The 15,698-nt window shown below is 62.7% G+C and carries 19 protein-coding genes and 2 tRNA genes; 12 read left to right on the plus strand and 9 right to left on the minus strand.

The window, feature by feature from the left end; translation table 11 throughout:
• Nucleotides 1–72: 72 nt before the first annotated feature.
• Together NZ993_08330 and NZ993_08335 are read right to left on the minus strand one after the other, a co-directional pair.
• Nucleotides 73–1,182 (minus strand): PA0069 family radical SAM protein, encoded by a 1,110-nt coding sequence (locus NZ993_08330; protein ID MCS7155795.1) that lies wholly within the window; start codon nucleotides 1,180–1,182, stop codon nucleotides 73–75.
• Nucleotides 1,157–2,434: a molybdopterin molybdotransferase MoeA gene (locus NZ993_08335; protein ID MCS7155796.1), complete on the minus strand. Its 1,278-nt coding sequence runs from the start codon at nucleotides 2,432–2,434 to the stop codon at nucleotides 1,157–1,159. The genes NZ993_08330 and NZ993_08335 overlap by 26 nt, the downstream gene beginning before the upstream one ends.
• 196 nt (nucleotides 2,435–2,630) lie before the next feature.
• Here NZ993_08335 and NZ993_08340 point away from each other — a divergent pair, with 196 nt between their 5' ends.
• Genes NZ993_08340 through NZ993_08355 form a run of 4 tightly spaced genes read left to right on the plus strand, consistent with a single transcriptional unit; the run spans nucleotide 2,631 to nucleotide 5,561 of the window.
• Nucleotides 2,631–3,110, plus strand: coding sequence for a M23 family metallopeptidase (locus NZ993_08340; GenBank protein ID MCS7155797.1), 480 nt, complete (start codon nucleotides 2,631–2,633; stop codon nucleotides 3,108–3,110).
• 43 nt (nucleotides 3,111–3,153) lie between these two features.
• Nucleotides 3,154–3,801, plus strand: a complete 648-nt coding sequence (gene plsY / locus NZ993_08345) for a glycerol-3-phosphate 1-O-acyltransferase PlsY (GenBank protein MCS7155798.1) — start codon at nucleotides 3,154–3,156, stop codon at nucleotides 3,799–3,801.
• 6 nt (nucleotides 3,802–3,807) lie between these two features.
• On the plus strand, nucleotides 3,808–4,851 hold the full coding sequence (locus tag NZ993_08350; GenBank protein ID MCS7155799.1) for an NAD(P)H-dependent glycerol-3-phosphate dehydrogenase: 1,044 nt from the start codon (nucleotides 3,808–3,810) through the stop codon (nucleotides 4,849–4,851).
• A gap of 53 nt (nucleotides 4,852–4,904) precedes the next feature.
• Nucleotides 4,905–5,561, plus strand: a complete 657-nt coding sequence (locus NZ993_08355) for an ATP-binding protein (GenBank protein MCS7155800.1) — start codon at nucleotides 4,905–4,907, stop codon at nucleotides 5,559–5,561.
• Here the strand turns inward: NZ993_08355 and NZ993_08360 are convergent.
• Complete coding sequence (locus NZ993_08360; protein MCS7155801.1) at nucleotides 5,558–6,985, minus strand: aminotransferase class V-fold PLP-dependent enzyme; 1,428 nt, start codon at nucleotides 6,983–6,985, stop codon at nucleotides 5,558–5,560. The two genes, NZ993_08355 and NZ993_08360, sit on opposite strands and share 4 nt — an antisense overlap.
• Nucleotides 6,986–7,061: 76 nt before the next feature.
• On the opposite strand from NZ993_08360, the gene NZ993_08365 reads away from it, so the two are divergent.
• The 5 genes from NZ993_08365 to NZ993_08385 all read left to right on the plus strand — a co-directional run bounded on the left by NZ993_08365 (nucleotide 7,062) and on the right by NZ993_08385 (nucleotide 10,478).
• On the plus strand, nucleotides 7,062–7,754 hold the full coding sequence (locus NZ993_08365) for an SDR family oxidoreductase (protein ID MCS7155802.1): 693 nt from the start codon (nucleotides 7,062–7,064) through the stop codon (nucleotides 7,752–7,754).
• 176 nt (nucleotides 7,755–7,930) lie between these two features.
• Complete coding sequence (queA, locus tag NZ993_08370; GenBank protein ID MCS7155803.1) at nucleotides 7,931–9,004, plus strand: tRNA preQ1(34) S-adenosylmethionine ribosyltransferase-isomerase QueA; 1,074 nt, start codon at nucleotides 7,931–7,933, stop codon at nucleotides 9,002–9,004.
• Between the two features lie 3 nt (nucleotides 9,005–9,007).
• Nucleotides 9,008–9,718 (plus strand): 2-C-methyl-D-erythritol 4-phosphate cytidylyltransferase, encoded by a 711-nt coding sequence (gene ispD, locus NZ993_08375; GenBank protein ID MCS7155804.1) that lies wholly within the window; start codon nucleotides 9,008–9,010, stop codon nucleotides 9,716–9,718.
• The gene (gene ispF, locus NZ993_08380) at nucleotides 9,715–10,200 is read left to right on the plus strand and encodes a 2-C-methyl-D-erythritol 2,4-cyclodiphosphate synthase (protein ID MCS7155805.1); all 486 of its coding nucleotides are present in this window, start codon (nucleotides 9,715–9,717) and stop codon (nucleotides 10,198–10,200) included. Before ispD ends, ispF begins: the two co-directional genes overlap by 4 nt.
• A gap of 113 nt (nucleotides 10,201–10,313) precedes the next feature.
• Nucleotides 10,314–10,478 carry a hypothetical protein gene (locus tag NZ993_08385; protein ID MCS7155806.1) on the plus strand — a complete coding sequence of 55 codons (165 nt, stop codon included), beginning with the start codon at nucleotides 10,314–10,316 and terminating at the stop codon, nucleotides 10,476–10,478.
• On the opposite strand, the gene yidC is transcribed toward NZ993_08385, so the two are convergent.
• From yidC to rpmH, 4 genes are read right to left on the minus strand one after another with little or no spacing between them, the layout of a single operon-like run.
• Nucleotides 10,475–12,262 carry a membrane protein insertase YidC gene (gene yidC, locus NZ993_08390; protein MCS7155807.1) on the minus strand — a complete coding sequence of 596 codons (1,788 nt, stop codon included), beginning with the start codon at nucleotides 12,260–12,262 and terminating at the stop codon, nucleotides 10,475–10,477. The genes NZ993_08385 and yidC overlap by 4 nt on opposite strands.
• A 29-nt stretch (nucleotides 12,263–12,291) precedes the next feature.
• Entirely contained in the window at nucleotides 12,292–12,504 is a 213-nt protein-coding gene (gene yidD, locus NZ993_08395) for a membrane protein insertion efficiency factor YidD (protein MCS7155808.1), read from the minus strand.
• Nucleotides 12,494–12,889, minus strand: coding sequence for a ribonuclease P protein component (gene rnpA / locus NZ993_08400; GenBank protein MCS7155809.1), 396 nt, complete (start codon nucleotides 12,887–12,889; stop codon nucleotides 12,494–12,496). The genes yidD and rnpA overlap by 11 nt, the downstream gene beginning before the upstream one ends.
• Nucleotides 12,890–12,900: 11 nt before the next feature.
• Nucleotides 12,901–13,056 carry a 50S ribosomal protein L34 gene (gene rpmH / locus NZ993_08405; GenBank protein MCS7155810.1) on the minus strand — a complete coding sequence of 52 codons (156 nt, stop codon included), beginning with the start codon at nucleotides 13,054–13,056 and terminating at the stop codon, nucleotides 12,901–12,903.
• Between the two features lie 141 nt (nucleotides 13,057–13,197).
• On the opposite strand from rpmH, the gene NZ993_08410 reads away from it, so the two are divergent.
• The 3 genes from NZ993_08410 to purB all read left to right on the plus strand — a co-directional run bounded on the left by NZ993_08410 (nucleotide 13,198) and on the right by purB (nucleotide 14,760).
• Nucleotides 13,198–13,270: transfer RNA gene (locus tag NZ993_08410), tRNA-Gly, on the plus strand.
• A 39-nt stretch (nucleotides 13,271–13,309) separates the two neighbouring features.
• Nucleotides 13,310–13,384, plus strand: a tRNA-Val gene (locus NZ993_08415).
• 80 nt (nucleotides 13,385–13,464) lie between these two features.
• Entirely contained in the window at nucleotides 13,465–14,760 is a 1,296-nt protein-coding gene (gene purB, locus NZ993_08420; protein MCS7155811.1) for an adenylosuccinate lyase, read from the plus strand.
• Here the strand turns inward: purB and NZ993_08425 are convergent.
• Together NZ993_08425 and NZ993_08430 are read right to left on the minus strand one after the other, a co-directional pair.
• Complete coding sequence (locus tag NZ993_08425) at nucleotides 14,757–15,209, minus strand: tetratricopeptide repeat protein (protein ID MCS7155812.1); 453 nt, start codon at nucleotides 15,207–15,209, stop codon at nucleotides 14,757–14,759. The two genes, purB and NZ993_08425, sit on opposite strands and share 4 nt — an antisense overlap.
• Before the next feature lie 102 nt (nucleotides 15,210–15,311).
• Complete coding sequence (locus NZ993_08430) at nucleotides 15,312–15,674, minus strand: iron-sulfur cluster assembly accessory protein (GenBank protein MCS7155813.1); 363 nt, start codon at nucleotides 15,672–15,674, stop codon at nucleotides 15,312–15,314.
• Nucleotides 15,675–15,698 lie beyond the last annotated feature (24 nt).

Genomic DNA, 15,698 nt, shown 5'->3' on the forward strand with positions numbered 1-15,698 from the left:
CGCCCGCCAGCACAGGCCGGATCTCCCCGCAAACAGCCGCCAGAGGGGGAACGAAACGATCCATGTCCTCCCTTAAGCCCACCGGGGTGAATCCGATCCTTTTAAGACCTCAAATAGGTCTTCTTGCTCGGGCACGCGTCGAAAGCGCGTCGTACACAGCTGGGGCGGGGGGCGATCCAGGCCATAACGACGAGCAAAGACCACAAACAGACGCCCGATGAATGTGGCGTAGGGGCCTGAACCCACCATGCGGTAGCCGAAGGCGGAGGTGTTTAGCTTGCCCTCTCGGACCGCGCGAATACGCCCCAACACCCGATCGGAGCGATCCGGATAGGTGCGGGCCAACCAGTCTTCGAAAAGTTCCTTTACCGCATAAGGCAAACGCAGGAGCCCATAGCCAGCCCATTGAGCGCCGTGTTGGGCGGCCTCTTGGAGCAATCGGGGGATTTCGTGATCCGTCAGCCCCGGGATCACGGGGGCGATGTTGACGCCCACCGGTACGCCGCGCTCGCGGAGACGCGCGATCGCCTCCAGGCGCCGGGCCGCTGTCGAGGTGCGGGGCTCCAAGTGGCGACGCAGCTCGGGGTCCAGCGTGGTCAGGGAGATCGTAACGGTTACGAGCTCCAGACGAGCCAGCTCCTGCAGCAGATCCACGTCCCGCAGGATGAGGGCGTTTTTCGTGATAATCGCCACGGGGTTGCGGAAAGCCAGAAAAACCTCCAGACAGCGCCGGGTGAGGCCCAGTCGGCGTTCCAGGGGCTGATAGGCGTCCGTGTTGGGCGCCAGCACCACAGGCTGCGGCCTCCAGGAGGCGCTTCGAAACGCGCGAGCCAGCAGCTCTGGGGCATCGAGCTTGACCACGATCCGGGTCTCGAAATCCAGCCCCGAGGAAAAACCCCAATACTCATGTGTGGGTCGGGCGTAGCAATAGATGCAGCCGTGCTCGCAGCCCCGATAAGGATTCAAGCTATAGCGAAATCCCACGTCTGGGCTGCGGTTTTCGGAAAGCACCTCCTGAGAGCGGTCCCGGTACACCTGCACCGATACTTGACGGGCGAACTCAGGGGGCTCGAAGTACGGGGCCAGTTCCTCTGAAGGGAGCTCCACGTGCAGCGGCTCAAACCGGTTCGGAGGATTGTAGGCCGCCCCACGGCCTTTAGCGAGCGGAGGATGTCTGCGCATGATACGGCATCCCGGCAGAAGCGACGAAAGGCTCCGGCTCTGTGGCCCACAACTCCAGTTCCACCTCCGTTTCCGCGGGCACAGGGCCCCAAGCTTCCGGCAGATGCAGCAAACAGGTGGCTGCGACAAGCGAACTGACCAGGTGCGAACCCTGCGGCCCGGTGGGGCGCACGCCGATGCGGCCATCGGGGCGCAAGCGCCATCGGGCGCGCACAAACGTATACAGCCCCGGCCGCTTGGCCGCAAAGGGCTCCTCCAGCATCCCGCGCAGCCGAGCGCGATGCGTGGGCCTAAGGCCCATGATGTAGCGCAACGCGGGCCGCACGTACTGATCAAAGCAGACCCCGGCCGAGACCGGATTTCCCGGCAACCCGAAAAACGGCTTCCCCCGTAGAAGGCCGAACAGCAAGGGCTTACCGGGGCGCTGGCGCACACGCCAGAAGACGCGCTCAAAGCCCAGCTTCTCGAGCACGGCCTGCACGTAATCGAAAACCCCCACCGAGACGCCCCCTGTGCTCAGCACCAGGTCCGCTGCGGCATGTGCCTCCTCGAAAGCCCCCTGGAGGGCGTCCGGGTCATCCCGCACGGTGGCCCGATAGGTTACCTCGGCCCCTTCTCGTCGGCAGAGGGCCTCAAGGAGATAGCGGTTGCTGTTCCGGATCTTACCCGGAGGGAGCGCTGAGCCTGGATCGACCAGCTCATCTCCTGTTATCAGAATCGCCACACGGGCCCGTCGGCGCACGGGAAGCTCGGCCCAACCGGCTGCAGCAGCGGCCGCTATGGCGGCCGGCTCCAGCACGAGGCCCTCCTCCAAAACCGTGGCCCCTTCGGGCATATCCTCGCCGGCTTTGCGGATGTTCCGGCCCGGGGAGATGGGCTCTCGGATGCGCACCCATCCATCTGGCTCTACGGTAGCGATCTCTTGCTCCGCAACTGCGTCGGCTCCTGGAGGAAGGGGCGCTCCCGTTAGGATCTGCACGGCCTGTCCGGGCCGCAATACCTCGGGCCATACTGTGCCGGCCCGCACCAGCCCGACAAGACGCAAGCGAACGGGCGCCTGGTTCGTGTCCGCTGCGCGCAGCGCATAGCCATCCATGGCCGAGGTGTCGAAAGGCGGCACCGGATCCCGGGCCCGGATGGGTGAGGCCAGCCCCAATCCCAGAGCCTCCTCAAGGGGTCGCCTCTCCATAGGCAAAGGCGCAAGCCGGGATAAGATAAGCGCGTGCGCCTCCGAGACAGAGACCAGCTCCATGGAAATTGTGCCCTTGAGGTCAAAAAACTACCGCGCCCCGTATCCGAACGCAAGCCTGGCGTGCCGGGGCCGCGGCGAGGTTCGGCGGACTGAAAGCCGGGCCATCTCGGGGTTAGGCTTGCGGAAAACAGGGATTTTTTGTAAAAATCGGGCGCACGCTCACAAGCCGCTTCTAGCACCCAGGGAGACCGAAGCCATGGCTCTTCGATGGTGTTTCCTGTGTATGGGCTGCTTGATTTCGGGCTGGATCGCTCAAGGCACCTATGCGAACCCTTCGGAGGAGCTGGCACTACAGCGTCCGGTCAACGCGCCCGTTTGGCGCGGCTTTGGGCTGCATTTCCACCCCTTGTTGCGCAAAACCCAAATGAACCTCGGCGTGAGCTTTGTGGTGCAAACGCGCACCCCTGTATATGCCGCCGCGGAGGGTCGGGTACGGGAGATCAACCGGAACCTAAGCCGAGGCTTGTACGTGATCATCGAGCACGGGCGAGGCTACGAGACCGTATACGCCCATCTGAGCCGGGTCTTGGTCGAACGCGGTCAGCGCGTAGAGCTCGGGGCGATTATCGGCTACGTAGGCGAAGGGGAACGGGCTAGCACCACCCACGTGCTGCGCTTCGAATTGCACCGCCGCGGCAACGCGATCAACCCAGAGCCGTATTTCCGAAAAGGTTAACACCCCCTCAGGTGCCGCCTCAGACCAAGCACACAGGCGCACTATGGTATCGCTGGCGCTCATCTTGATATTAAGCTACCTGGTAGGGGCCATCCCCACAGGTGTGCTCATCAGCCGTCGCCGTGGGATAGATATCCGAGAGCACGGTAGCGGCAACCCCGGCATGACGAATACCTGGCGGGTGCTGGGATGGCGGGCCGGGGTGCTGGTGGGGCTACTGGACATGGGCAAAGGCTTGGTGGCCACAGGCCTTATCGCCACGTTGCGTATAGACAGCTTGCCGGCTGGGTTAGCCAATTGGCAGGTGGAGAGAATCCTAGCCGGCCTGGCGGCCGTGCTCGGGCACATGTATCCGATATGGAGCAGGTTCCGGGGCGGAAAGGGCGTCAGCACCTCAGCCGGGGCGTTACTGGCCATCACGACTTGGACTACGCTCATCTGCGCCGGGATCTTTGTGCTGGTTGCGCTCCTATCTCGGTATGCCTCCTTGGGCTCAATCGCAGCGGCGCTGGCGTTTCCGATTGTGCTGGCTATTCGGAAATACATATTTCATGTGCCTCTTGACAACGCCCTGCTGCCTTTCGGCGTACTGCTGGCGGGGGTGATCTTATATGCGCATCGTGCCAACATCCGACGTCTGCTCAACGGAACGGAAAACCGGATTCGGTTACCCTCATGGCGTCTTCGGTAGGTTGACATGACTGGGCGCACGGCGATCTTGGGCGCGGGCAGTTGGGGCACGGCTCTGGCCGTGTTATTAGCCGAACAACGCCGCCGCGTGGTGTTGTGGGCCAGACGCGCCGAACAGGCCCAACTGTTAGAGCAAACCCGCACCAACCCCACCTATTTGCCGGGGGTGCGACTACCCCAGGAAGTGCGCGTAACAGCCGACCTGGAGGGGGCGCTACGCGAAGCGGATATGGTCGTGGTGGCCACCCCTTCGCACGCCGTCCGGCAGCTGGCTGAACGCATGCGGCCGTACGTCACGGCCGGCATGATCCTGGTGAGCGTCACCAAGGGGATCGAGGCGAGCACCCTGAAAACCGTCACGCAGATCTTAGCCGAAACCTTGCCTCAACTGCCCGAGACCCAACTGTGCGTACTGCACGGCCCCAGTCATGCTGAGGAGGTGGCGCGTCATTTGCCCACCACCGTAGTCGCGGCCTCCCGGGAGATCGAAACAGCCCAGACGGTGCAGGAACGCTTCATGACCCCCATGTTTCGGGTCTATACGAACACGGATCTAGTGGGCGTCGAGATCGCGGGGGCGGTCAAGAACGTGCTCGCCATCGCGGCCGGCATCTGCGACGGGCTCGAACTGGGCGACAACACAAAAGCCGCTCTCATCACGCGCGGTCTTGCTGAGATGGCCCGACTGGGGATAGCTATGGGGGCTTCGCCGCTTACCTTCGCCGGTTTGGCTGGGATTGGGGACCTGGTCGTCACCTGCATGAGCCGACACAGCCGCAACCGCTACGTAGGGGAACAGATCGGTCGGGGCCGCCCCCTGGAGGCGGTCCTCGCCGAGATGCCCATGGTCGCCGAGGGCGTGCGCACCACGCGCGCCGTGCACGCCCTGGCCCAACACCACCAGGTGGAGATGCCCATCAGCACGGCCGTCTATGAGGTCCTGTTCGCCGGGAAGACACCGCAACAGGCTGTCTTGGAGCTGATGACTCGCTCAGCTAAAGAGGAGCACTGGCTCGGCGGGCTTTCGGTCTCCGCCTATCCCGGCTCTTAAAAGAGGCTTTGACGTTCGAGTACTGTGCTTAGCCGCCAAAGGAGCCCCCACATATGAGCCCCGAGGCCCTCCGGCAGCTCATCGCCTTGGGCGAGGGCTTCCGCGTAGAATTCAAGCGCAAAGTACCGACGGCCGACAAGCTGGCTAAAACCTTGGTGGCGTTTGCCAATTCACAAGGCGGGCATATTTTGATCGGAATCGATGACAACCGAACCGTGATCGGAGTGCGCAGCCCCGAAGAGGCGGAGTTTGAAATCGAACAGGCCGCGCGCCATCATTGCGATCCTCCGATCGATTACGCGCTCGAACTCATCGCTTACGCCGGCCGCGAGGTGCTCGTCATCTACGTGCCGGAGAGCTCCCGGAAGCCCCATTTCCGGATCGGCCCGGAGGGCCGCACGGCGTTCGTCCGGGTTCAGGACAAGAGCCTAGAGGCCGGCGTGGAACTGGTGCATCTGCTGCGAGAAGAACGCAAAGAGCGACCCCTTCGGCTTCAATATGGCCCTCACGAGGAACAGCTCTTCCGCTACCTCAATCATTACGAGCGCATCACGGTGCGCCAATTCAGCCGCATGGTGAACATCTCCCTTCGCCGCGCCTCCCGGATTCTGGTCACGTTGATGCGCGCAGGCGTGCTGCGGTTGCACCAGACGGAGCGGGGAGCATTCTTCACCCTAGCCCACGAGCTTCCAGAAAACGGAGCCCGCTAACGACCCAAGCGAACCCGATGGCGGGCCGCATCCAGGGCCTCAAGCAGGGCGTCCACGTCCTCTGGGCCGGTGCGGTAGTTGGTGATGCAGGCCCGGATAACGGTGTGGTGGCCGCGCAGCCGGGCCGTGGAAACCCAAGCCCGACCGGAGCCGATGAGCTCGCGCACGATCGCCTCATGATGGGCGGCATCTTCGGCAAAGGCGGGGTCAACTACGCAAGCCAGCGGCAGGGGGGTGGCGTTTTGCAGCGCCCAGCCTCGATCGCAAAGCCCCTGACGCAGCCTGTGGCCCATCGCGACCATGTGTCGGATGGCCGTCTCATAGCCCTGACGGCCTAAGCTCATGAGCGAAAACCAGACCTTGAGCCCCACAAAGCGGCGCGACCACTGAAGCGAACGCGCAAAGGGATCCGGAACCCCCCAAGAGGCGGCCTCACGAGGCATGTAGGTCTCCGGAACGCGAAAGGCGCGCTCCAGCATCTCAGGATGCCGGCTCAGACAGAGGCCGGCTCCCATGGGGACGGAAAGCCACTTATGCGGGTCAAAGGTGATGGAATCGGCCCGCTCCACCCCCTTCAGCCAGGGACGGTATTCCGCCACGAGCGCCACGGCTCCGGCCCAAGCGGCGTCGACGTGATACCAGAGCCCCTCGGCCTGCGCCAGATCCGCAAGCGCCTCCAGCGGGTCGATCACCCCGGCGGCCGTTGTGCCGGCCGTGCCCACGAGCAAAAAGGGCTCAAGGCCCTGGCGCCGATCTTGGGCGATTTGCCGGGCCAGCGCCTCCAAATCAAACTGGAGCGTTTCCGTTACGGGCACCACCCGGACGGCCTCCCGGCCTAACCCGCTCACCTGGGCGGCCTTGAGCAGGGAATGATGCGCCTCTTCGGAGACGTAGAGCACGGGCTGGGCCCGAAGCGCGCGCAAACCCACCCGCCCCACCTCGGAGAAACGCGCGCAGAGCGCCAAAAGCAGAGCGGTATGGTTGGCCTCCGCTCCGCCCGAGGTGAAAACGCCGTCGCTTTCCGCCTCGGGCCAGCCGAACTGAGCGCCAAACCATCGCACTAGACGCCTTTCCAGCTCCACGGCGAACGGGCTGTGGGTCCAGGCCGCCAGTTGGGGGTTGAAGAGGGCCACCAGAAACTCGGCCGCCACCCCCATGGGCGTCGGAGCGGGATTGAACAGGCCAAAGTAGCGCGGATGGGGCGTGTGCACCTGATGCTCTCTTAGCTGTTCCACCCCCCAACGGAGCACCGCCTCGGGCGAAAGGGGCTGCTCAAAGCGGTGCGATTCTAGCTCCTGCCGTAGCCCTTCGGGATCCCAGCGGGGGCTAACGGGCAGGCGCAAAACCTGCGCCCAGTAGGCCTCCGCCACCTCGGCCAGCTGCGCCCAAAGCGCCCTTCTCGTTTCGGGATCTAGATCAAGCATGGCCTTTGAATAGCTTCCGGGGAGCCGTAAATTCTCATCCCGATTTCGCTCAGCGCAACCGTCGTAGGAGGCCGCAATGCTTCGAGATCGTGTGGTGGTGATCACGGGGGCCGGCCGGCTGGGACGGGCCCTGGTGCGGCTGTTTTCCCAAAGCGAACCGGGGGGACTGGTCGTGATCAGCCGCCGCGCCGAATCCCTGCACGCTCTGGAGGTGAGCGGGCAACCGGATGCGTCCTGGTGGGGGCTGACGGCGGACCTGACTCAGGAAGCCGAGGTACAAGCCGCCTTTGAGGCCGTGCATGCCCGATGGGGCCGTTTGGATGTGCTCATCCACACGGTGGGCACCTGGGCCGGAAGTCCCCTGCTGGAGACGTCTCTAGAGGCCTGGGAGGACCTCATGCGGCTCAACCTGAACAGCGCCTTCCTGTGTTTTCGAGAGGCGCTGCGCTGGATGCAGCCGCGCCGCTACGGGCGCCTGATCGCCATCGCCTCTATGCAGGGTCTAGAGCGGGGGCGCTCCGGGCAGGCGGCCTACTCGGCCTCCAAGGCGGGCCTAATCCGCCTTGTGGAGTCCGTGGCGCTGGAATATTGGGGCTCCGGGATCACGGCCAACGCCATCGCCCCGAGCCTGATTCGGGAGGCCGACCAGGAAGGGCCGGGTGTTTCGGCAGAGGCTGTAGCGCGGCTTTGCCTGTTTTTGGCCCAAGAAGAGGCCGGAGCGATCTCCGGAGAAACCCTGCGCATCTATGGGGATTACCCTATCCTCTAGCCCGCCCCCAGGCCTCGGGGAGCTCTTGGCGGGGGCTTACTTTAAGCGTATATTTATCTTGATGTCCTTGGCGCCTGTGGCTTCAGCGTGCGCGCACACAGGGTCATAGCAACGCCCCGCCGACGGCTTCCTCTCAATAGCCCGCCGCACTTCTGGTCTCCAGAACAGGAGCAGGCATGAACCGCTTTGTGGAAGGGGTTACGTACAAACTTTCCGACTTCCGGTACTCCTACCCCGCTAAGCTCGTAGCTAAGTATCCGGCCGAACCTCGGGACAGCGCCCGGCTCATGGTCGTGCACCGGGATACGGGGGAGATCGAACATCGCATCTTTCGAGACATCGTGGAATACTTCCAGCCCGGCGACGTGCTGGTGCTGAACGACACGCGGGTGTTCCCAGCCCGTTTGTTTGCCCGCAAGGAAAAAACCAACGCCAAAATCGAGGTGCTGCTTCTACGCGAACTGCAGGCGGAAAACCGCCTATGGGATGTAATCGTAGACCCAGCCCGCAAAATACGCATCGGCAATAAGCTCTACTTCGATGAGGGCCTGGTGGCGGAGGTCATCGACAACACCACCTCTCGGGGACGGACTATTCGCTTCATTTTCGACGGCACCAACGAGGAGCTCTATGAGGTCATCGACCGGATTGGCACCACGCCCATTCCGCCCTACATCAAGCGCAAAGCCGAGACCCGGGACAAAGAATGGTACCAAACCGTGTATGCTCGCAATAGGGGCTCCGTGGCAGCCCCCACAGCCGGACTGCACTTCACCGAAACGCTCCTGCAACAGTTGCGCGACAAAGGGGTGGAGATCGCCTACGTCACCTTGCACATCGGCCTGGGCACCTTTCGGCCCGTAGAGGTGGAGGACCTGACCAAGCACCGCATGGACTCGGAATTCTTCTCGATCTCCCCAGAGGCGGCCCGCATCGTCAACAGCGCGCTAGAGCGACGAGGCAATTACGTCTTCGTCTGCGGCACCTCCTCGGTACGCGCCGTGGAATCCAGCATCACAGCGGACAACCGCTTGAAAGCGGGCAGCGCCTGGACGGACAAGTTCATCTACCCCCCGTACGACTTCAAGATCACCCAGCGGCTCATCACCAACTTCCACATGCCCGAATCCACCTTGCTTATGCTCGTATGTGCTTTCGGGGGCTATGACCTGATCATGCGGGCCTATCGGACGGCCATTGAACAGGAGTACCGGCTCTTCAGCTACGGCGATGCAATGCTGATCATTTAAAACATGGCGGTAGCGGCCCTCATCCCCGCAGCCGGATCCGGATCCCGGATGGGCGGCGAACGCCCCAAGCAGTTCCGTTTGCTGGGTGAGCTACCCCTTCTGGTGCACACGTTGCGCATCTTTGAACATCACCCCGCGGTGACGGCGATTTACGTAAGCTTGCCCCGCGCCTTTATGGATGAGGTGGCGCTCTGGGTGTACCGGCATGATCTGCGTAAGGTGAAAAAGCTTCTGCCCGGCGGGCGCACCCGTCAAGAATCCGTCTGGCAGGCCCTGCGCGCCGTGCCCGAGGAGATCGAGTGGGTGCTCGTGCATGACGCCGTGCGACCGTTTGTGCCCAAGGGCCTTCTAGACGCCATAATAGAGGCCATGCGCGCATACGGGGCAGCTATTCCGGCCGTGCCCGTAGTGGATACCCTGAAGCGTGTTGACCCCAATGGATGGGTCCAACAGACGCTAGACCGCGCGGCCCTGCGCGCCGCGCAAACCCCGCAGGCCTTCCGGCGTGATCTGCTCATGCAGGCATACGAGCGCGCCCGGGCCTGCGGGCTGGAGGCCACCGACGAGGCCAGCCTCGTAGAGGCCCTGGGAACCCCGGTGCGCGTCGTGCCCGGAGCTCCGGAAAACCGCAAGCTCACCACGCCAGAGGATTGGGCCTGGGCCGAATGGTGGTTGCAGCAGCAAAGCAATCCGGTCTCGGGACACAGGCCATGACACGCCCCCTACGCATCGGGTTTGGCTACGACGTGCACCGGCTGGTGCCGGATCGCCGGCTGGTGCTGGGTGGCGTGGAGATCCCCTACGAGAAGGGCCTGCTCGGCCACTCCGACGCCGACGTGCTGCTGCACGCGATTTGCGATGCCTTGCTGGGGGCGGCCGCCCTAGGAGACATCGGGCAGCGTTTCCCCGACACCGATCCCCGATACGCAAACGCCAACAGCCTGGAGCTGCTGGAAGAGGTCGGAGACGCGGTTCGCGCCCAAGGCTACCGGATCGTCAACATAGACGCGATGCTCGTGCTGCAGGCCCCCAAGATCGCCCCGTATCTGCTGCAGATGCGGCACAACATCGCCCGCGCCCTCCGCCTTGCCCTGCACGAGGTCTCAATCAAAGCGACCACAAACGAGGGCCTGGGCTTTGTCGGACAAGGGGAAGGGGTCGTGGCCTACGCCCTGGCCGCCATAGAAGAAAGGTAAGGTTCCTTTCCTGTTTCGTCCTTGGCCTTTCCCCAGGAGCCGTTCTGCTCAGGTGTTTTATCGTCCGGCACGGGCTTTGATAAGCCCCTTGTGGCAAAGAGCAACCAAAGACCATGTACCGGGTCTACCTTCAATTGCAAAACGGAGGGCGCTGGCTGCTAGCGGAGTTCGTCGCTTTAGAGGAGGCGCTGGTCTTCGCCGAGCGCTTTAGCCTGCTTGTGCCCGGCGCGCTCCGGATCGAGATCCAGCATGTCCCCGTGGGCGCGCAGGCGGCCTAGCGGCGGATCGGCCTTTTGGGCTTGGGAGCTCGAGCCTGTCGGGATTTTTTGCCCTGCAGCTCGGCCATGAGCGTGGCGTGATCGATCTCGGTGCGCACAAAGAATTTGAGCTGCAGGATCGTAAGCAGGTTGAAGACCAGATAGTAAAGCGAAAGCCCGGCGGCCACGTTGTTGAAGAACAAAAAGAGCAGGATCGGAAACAGGTAGTTCAAGAAGGCCATCTGAGCTTGGCTCGATCCCGGGCTTGACATGCGGGTCTGCAAAATCATCGTAAGCGCCATAAGCAAGGTAAAGCCGCTCACGTGATCCCCATAAAGGGGGATCGTAAAGGGCAGGTCCAGGATCGAGTCGGGGGCGGAAAGATCTTTACACCACAGAAACCCCTTCTGCCGGATTTCGATCACGCTCGGAAAGAAGCGCCAGAGCGCGATCAGAATCGGCAACTGCAAGAGCATAGGCAGGCACCCCCCTAGCGGGTTGATCCGCAGCTCGCGATAGAGCTTAAGCATCGCCTCCTGCTGCTTCTGCGGGTTGTCGGGATATTTGGCCCGGATCGCCTCCAGTTCGGGCTGCAGAGCGCGCATTTTGGCCATGGACTCATAGCTGCGAGCCGTAAGGGGATGCAGGACGAGCTTGACGAGCAAGGAGAACAAAACGATCACAAGCCCGTAGTTCGGAATAAACCGCCCCAGAAACGTAAAGACGGGGATGAAGACGTATTGCGTAAGGGGCCGCACGATCCAGTCCAGCCAACCCGGACCGAGGTTCACCATGCGATACAGGTCTTTCTTATAGGCGGCCAGCCGATAGTACTCCATGGGCCCCAAGTAAAGCCGGAAATGCTTCTCCCAGGATGAGGCTTCCGGATCAAAAGGTACGATCAGACGCGCCCGATAATGCTCGACGTAAGCGGAATCCTCCGGCCCAGAACCGCGCCGCAGCCCCACGAGCTCTGCCCCCTCCGTGGGCTCGGTGGGCATGAGGATGGCCGTAAAGTAGTGGTTGCGCACGGCCACCCAGTCGACTTTGCCGCTGAGCGTTTTGCGCTCTGTGGGCTCTTTGTCCAGCCGAACGGCCTCCAGCACCCGGCCGGAGTAGGCGAAGGCGCCCATCTCCAGGGCCTCGGTCTTGCGATCTTTTTCGGCAAAGGGCAGGCCGCTATCCCAGATAACGTCCAGCTGCCGGCCGGCGATCACCTCCTGTAGCCCCTCGGCCTTGAGGCGGAGTCCGATCTCGTAGCTTGCTCCTGTAAAGGTGTACTCTAGCTGCAGCCGGCGCAGACTGTCGAGCGCAAGTACAAAGGGTAGGCGCAAGGTATCAGAGGCCCTCAGGCGCAGCGTATCGGACCCGTTGGGCTCGAGTAGCGAGAAAATTAGCCGGCGCGTTTCGACGTTGCGGTTCGTCTTGGTTAGCCAGCCCAGCTCTAGGGCGCCGCGCGCGGAGTCGGCGATCAGACGAACCGGACGCCCATCCCAACTCCGGTAGCGCTTCAAGGTTAGCTGCCGAATCGTCGCCCCTCGGTTGGAAAGCTCAGCCGTATACAGCTCGGTCTCCACGACCAGACGTCGCTCCTGACCCCGCAGGGCAGCGCCAAAAAGATCCAGGCTGTCCGCCTCCATGGGGACTTCGGCCGGAGAGCCCGTCCTTGCCGGCTCTTGGGTCGCGACCGTATCCTGATCGACCCGAGAGGGCCGCGGAGGCGGTGGGGGAGGGGTCAGGTAGTAGAGCCACACCATCATGATGAGGGTGATGAGAACAAGACCGATGACGGTGCTTCGATCCACAGCGCATCCTCCGGCTTTGGGCCGAACGCTTAGGGCACGGGGTCAAACCCGCCTGGATGAAAGGGGTGGCATCGCAACAGCCGCCGCAGCCCTAGATATGCGCCCTTAAGCGCCCCATAGCGCCTGATGGCCTCGGCGGCGTATTCGGAACAACTCGGATAGAACCGACATGCGGGGGGTAGGTGCGGAGAGAGCACGCGCCGATACAGCCAAATAGCGGCCAACAGCACCCTACGCAGCATATTGCTCCTCAAGCACCTGGATCAGGGACCGCATAGCCTCCCGAAGCTCAGCGTAGCGCGTCTTGCCCGTTCCCCGGAAGATAAACACAAGCGCCAGCGTATGAGGGCGCTTTTGAAACGCCTCCAGCAGGGGGGCCTTGTGTAGGCGATAGCACTCCCGCATACGGCGTCGGATGCGGTTGCGAAGGACGGCCGTTCCCACCCGACGCGTTACGGCAAAAGCCACTTGCACAGGGGCTTCTTGTCGCGCCACGCAGGCAGCCACCACCCGAATCGGGCCCGAAGCCCAGGATTGGCCTTCGGAGAAGACGCTTGCAACAAGCTTGCGGCGGCGCAACCGTTCTGATTTGGACAGACGCGCCCGCGGCTGGCCCTCGGAGGCCATGGGGAACCGCTTTACTTATGCCAGACCTCGTCGCTGACGGTGAGCCGATATCGCCCTTTGGCGCGGCGACGGGCCAACACCGCACGCCCTTGCTTGGTGGCCATGCGAGCCCGAAACCCGTGGGTGCGCCGACGCCGAATCCGGCTGGGCTGATACGTGCGCTTCATGGATCACGATCCCTGCTTTCGCTTCAAGCGACCGCGCGATACGCGCTACATAGGAAAACAGAGCAGACAAAGTTACGGAGAATCCCCCAAAAAGCAACTTGACAAGCCCCAAACGGCCGCGTTAATATTGGCTTACCCGTTGCGGGCGTAGCTCAGTTGGTAGAGCATCAGCTTCCCAAGCTGAGGGTCGCGGGTTCGATTCCCGTCGCCCGCTCCCGCGGGGGCGGCTTTCCGCCGCCCCCTTTCTTAGTTTGGGCGGTTAGCTCAGTCGGTCTAGAGCACCTGCCTTACAAGCAGGGGGTCGGCGGTTCGAATCCGTCACCGCCCACAAGAGTGTCGCTTTTGCCCCGAAGGCGTAACTGGGGCAGAAACGGCAGGCTTTTCCTTAAAAAATTTCCACCCGAATTCATGATCGCCCGCTATACGCGCCCCCAAATGGGGGCCATATGGAGCGAAGAGAACCAATATCGCTCCTGGCTTGAGGTAGAACTAGCCGCCTGCGAGGCCTGGGCCGAACTGGGCGTCATACCCCGAGAGGATCTAGAGGCCATCCGAGGCGGGGTGCGCCTGGATCCAGGCCGCATTCAGGAGCTGGAGCGCCTTACCCGGCACGATGTAGTCGCTTTTACGCGGGCGATCGCAGAAAGCCTGGGACCGGAGCGCAGGTGGCTGCATTATGGTCTTACCTCCTCCGACGTCCTGGACACCGCCCTGGCGTATCGCCTTTTGCAGGCCAACCGGCTGCTTCGGGAGGGGCTGGCTCAGCTTCGCCAGACAATTGGGGAGCTGGCGCGACGCTACAAATACACGCCCATCATGGGCCGCACGCACGGGGTGCACGCGGAACCTACCACCTTTGGGCTCAAACTGGCGGTCTGGTATGTGGAACTGGGCCGCCAACAGCAGCGCTTTGAGGCCGCAGCCGAGGCCGTGCGCGTGGGCAAGCTCAGCGGCGCCGTGGGGACGTTTGCGCACCTGCCGCCTTTCGTGGAGGAGTACGTCTGCCGCAAGCTCGGCCTCGAACCGGAACCCGTGGCCACGCAGATCGTGCAGCGCGACCGACACGCCCACTACGTCGCTGTGCTAGCCCTCATCGGGGCCTCTCTCGAAAAGATCGCCATAGAGATCCGGCACCTGCAGCGCACCGAGGTTCGAGAGGTAGAGGAGCCCTTCTACGAGGGCCAAACGGGCTCCTCGGCGATGCCGCATAAGCGCAACCCCGTGGGGGCCGAGAACATAAGCGGCTGCGCGCGCCTGCTGCGCGGTAACATGATCGCCGCCTACGAAAACGTAGCCCTCTGGCATGAACGCGACATCTCGCATTCCGCCGTAGAGCGGGTTATCCTGCCCGACACCACGATCCTTTTGGATTACATGCTGGCGCGCATGCGCCATATCCTGGAGGAGCTGCGGGTCTACCCGGAGCGCATGCGCGCCAACTTCGCCCACAGCTTGGGGCTCGGCTTCTCCCAACGGGTTCTGCTTAAGCTCATCGAAAAGGGGCTAACGCGAGAGGAGGCCTACTCGGGCTTTGTGCAGCCCTTAGCCATGCGGGCCTGGGAGGAGGGACGCTCTTTTCGCGAGCTGCTGGAATCGGAAGAACGCGTTCGTCGGTACTTAACCGACCGGGATCTGGAAGAGGCCTTCAGCCTGGACCCCTACCTGCAATACGTCGATTACCTTTTTGAACGCGCCGGGCTTTAACGGCGATACCAAGGGCCCGAACGGGCCAGAATCTGACGCAAATACTGGGTGATCTCCGTCTGCAGCTTGGTGTAGTTCGGGGTGCTTGGATCCAGATACCGCAGCGCGTACTGAAAATAGACGCGCGACTCCTGATACCGCTCCTGCGTGTACAATACCCGCGCCAGCCAGTAATTCGCGGAAAAATCGCGCGGGTTTCGGGCCAGCACCTGACGAAAGCGCATCTCGGCGGGCGTGTACTGCCCGATGGCATAAAGACGAATGCCTACGCTGAGCTCTTGCGACAAGTTTTGCCCGTAGATTTCGTATGCCGCCACCTGAGGCTCCGGAATGCGCCGCGACGCCACATCGAGCAGGTCCTCCCGCACAGGGGGGCCGGAGGGCGCGCATGCGTTGAGTCCCAAGCCGATACCGAAGAGCGCAAGCTGACTGCCCAAGCGCCTCATCATTGCCTCCACAGGCTGTGCATGAAGCAGCCGCGCAGAAACCATACCAAAAAAGAAAAAACCCCTGCCGTTCGGCAGAGGCCCCCTACCAGTGGGCTCCTGTAATTAGGTCGTAAAGGAGCTTCCGCAGCCACAGGCGCTTTTGGCATTGGGGTTGTGAAAGACGAACCCACGCGCGTTAAGTCCATCGTGATAGTCCAGCACCGTGCCCATGAGGTACAGCGCGTGGCGGCGGTCGACGATCAAACGGATACCGTTTTGCTCGAAGATGTCATCGAACTCCCGCGGCGTATCGAAGCCCAGCACATAGGATAACCCCGCACATCCCCCGCCTTGCACGCCTACACGCAGGCCATACTCGGCGGGCACCTGCTTTTCCTCTATGATGCGCTTGATCTCCTCCGCGGCGCGGGCCGAAAGCACTACTGGGGCCAACGTATCGGAGCGAACCTCTGGGCTTGTGTTCATGGATGCGCCTCCTGCTGGTACACT

The organism is Bacteroidota bacterium (genome assembly GCA_025059945.1).
GTDB lineage: Bacteria > Bacteroidota > Rhodothermia > JANXDC01 > JANXDC01 > JANXDC01.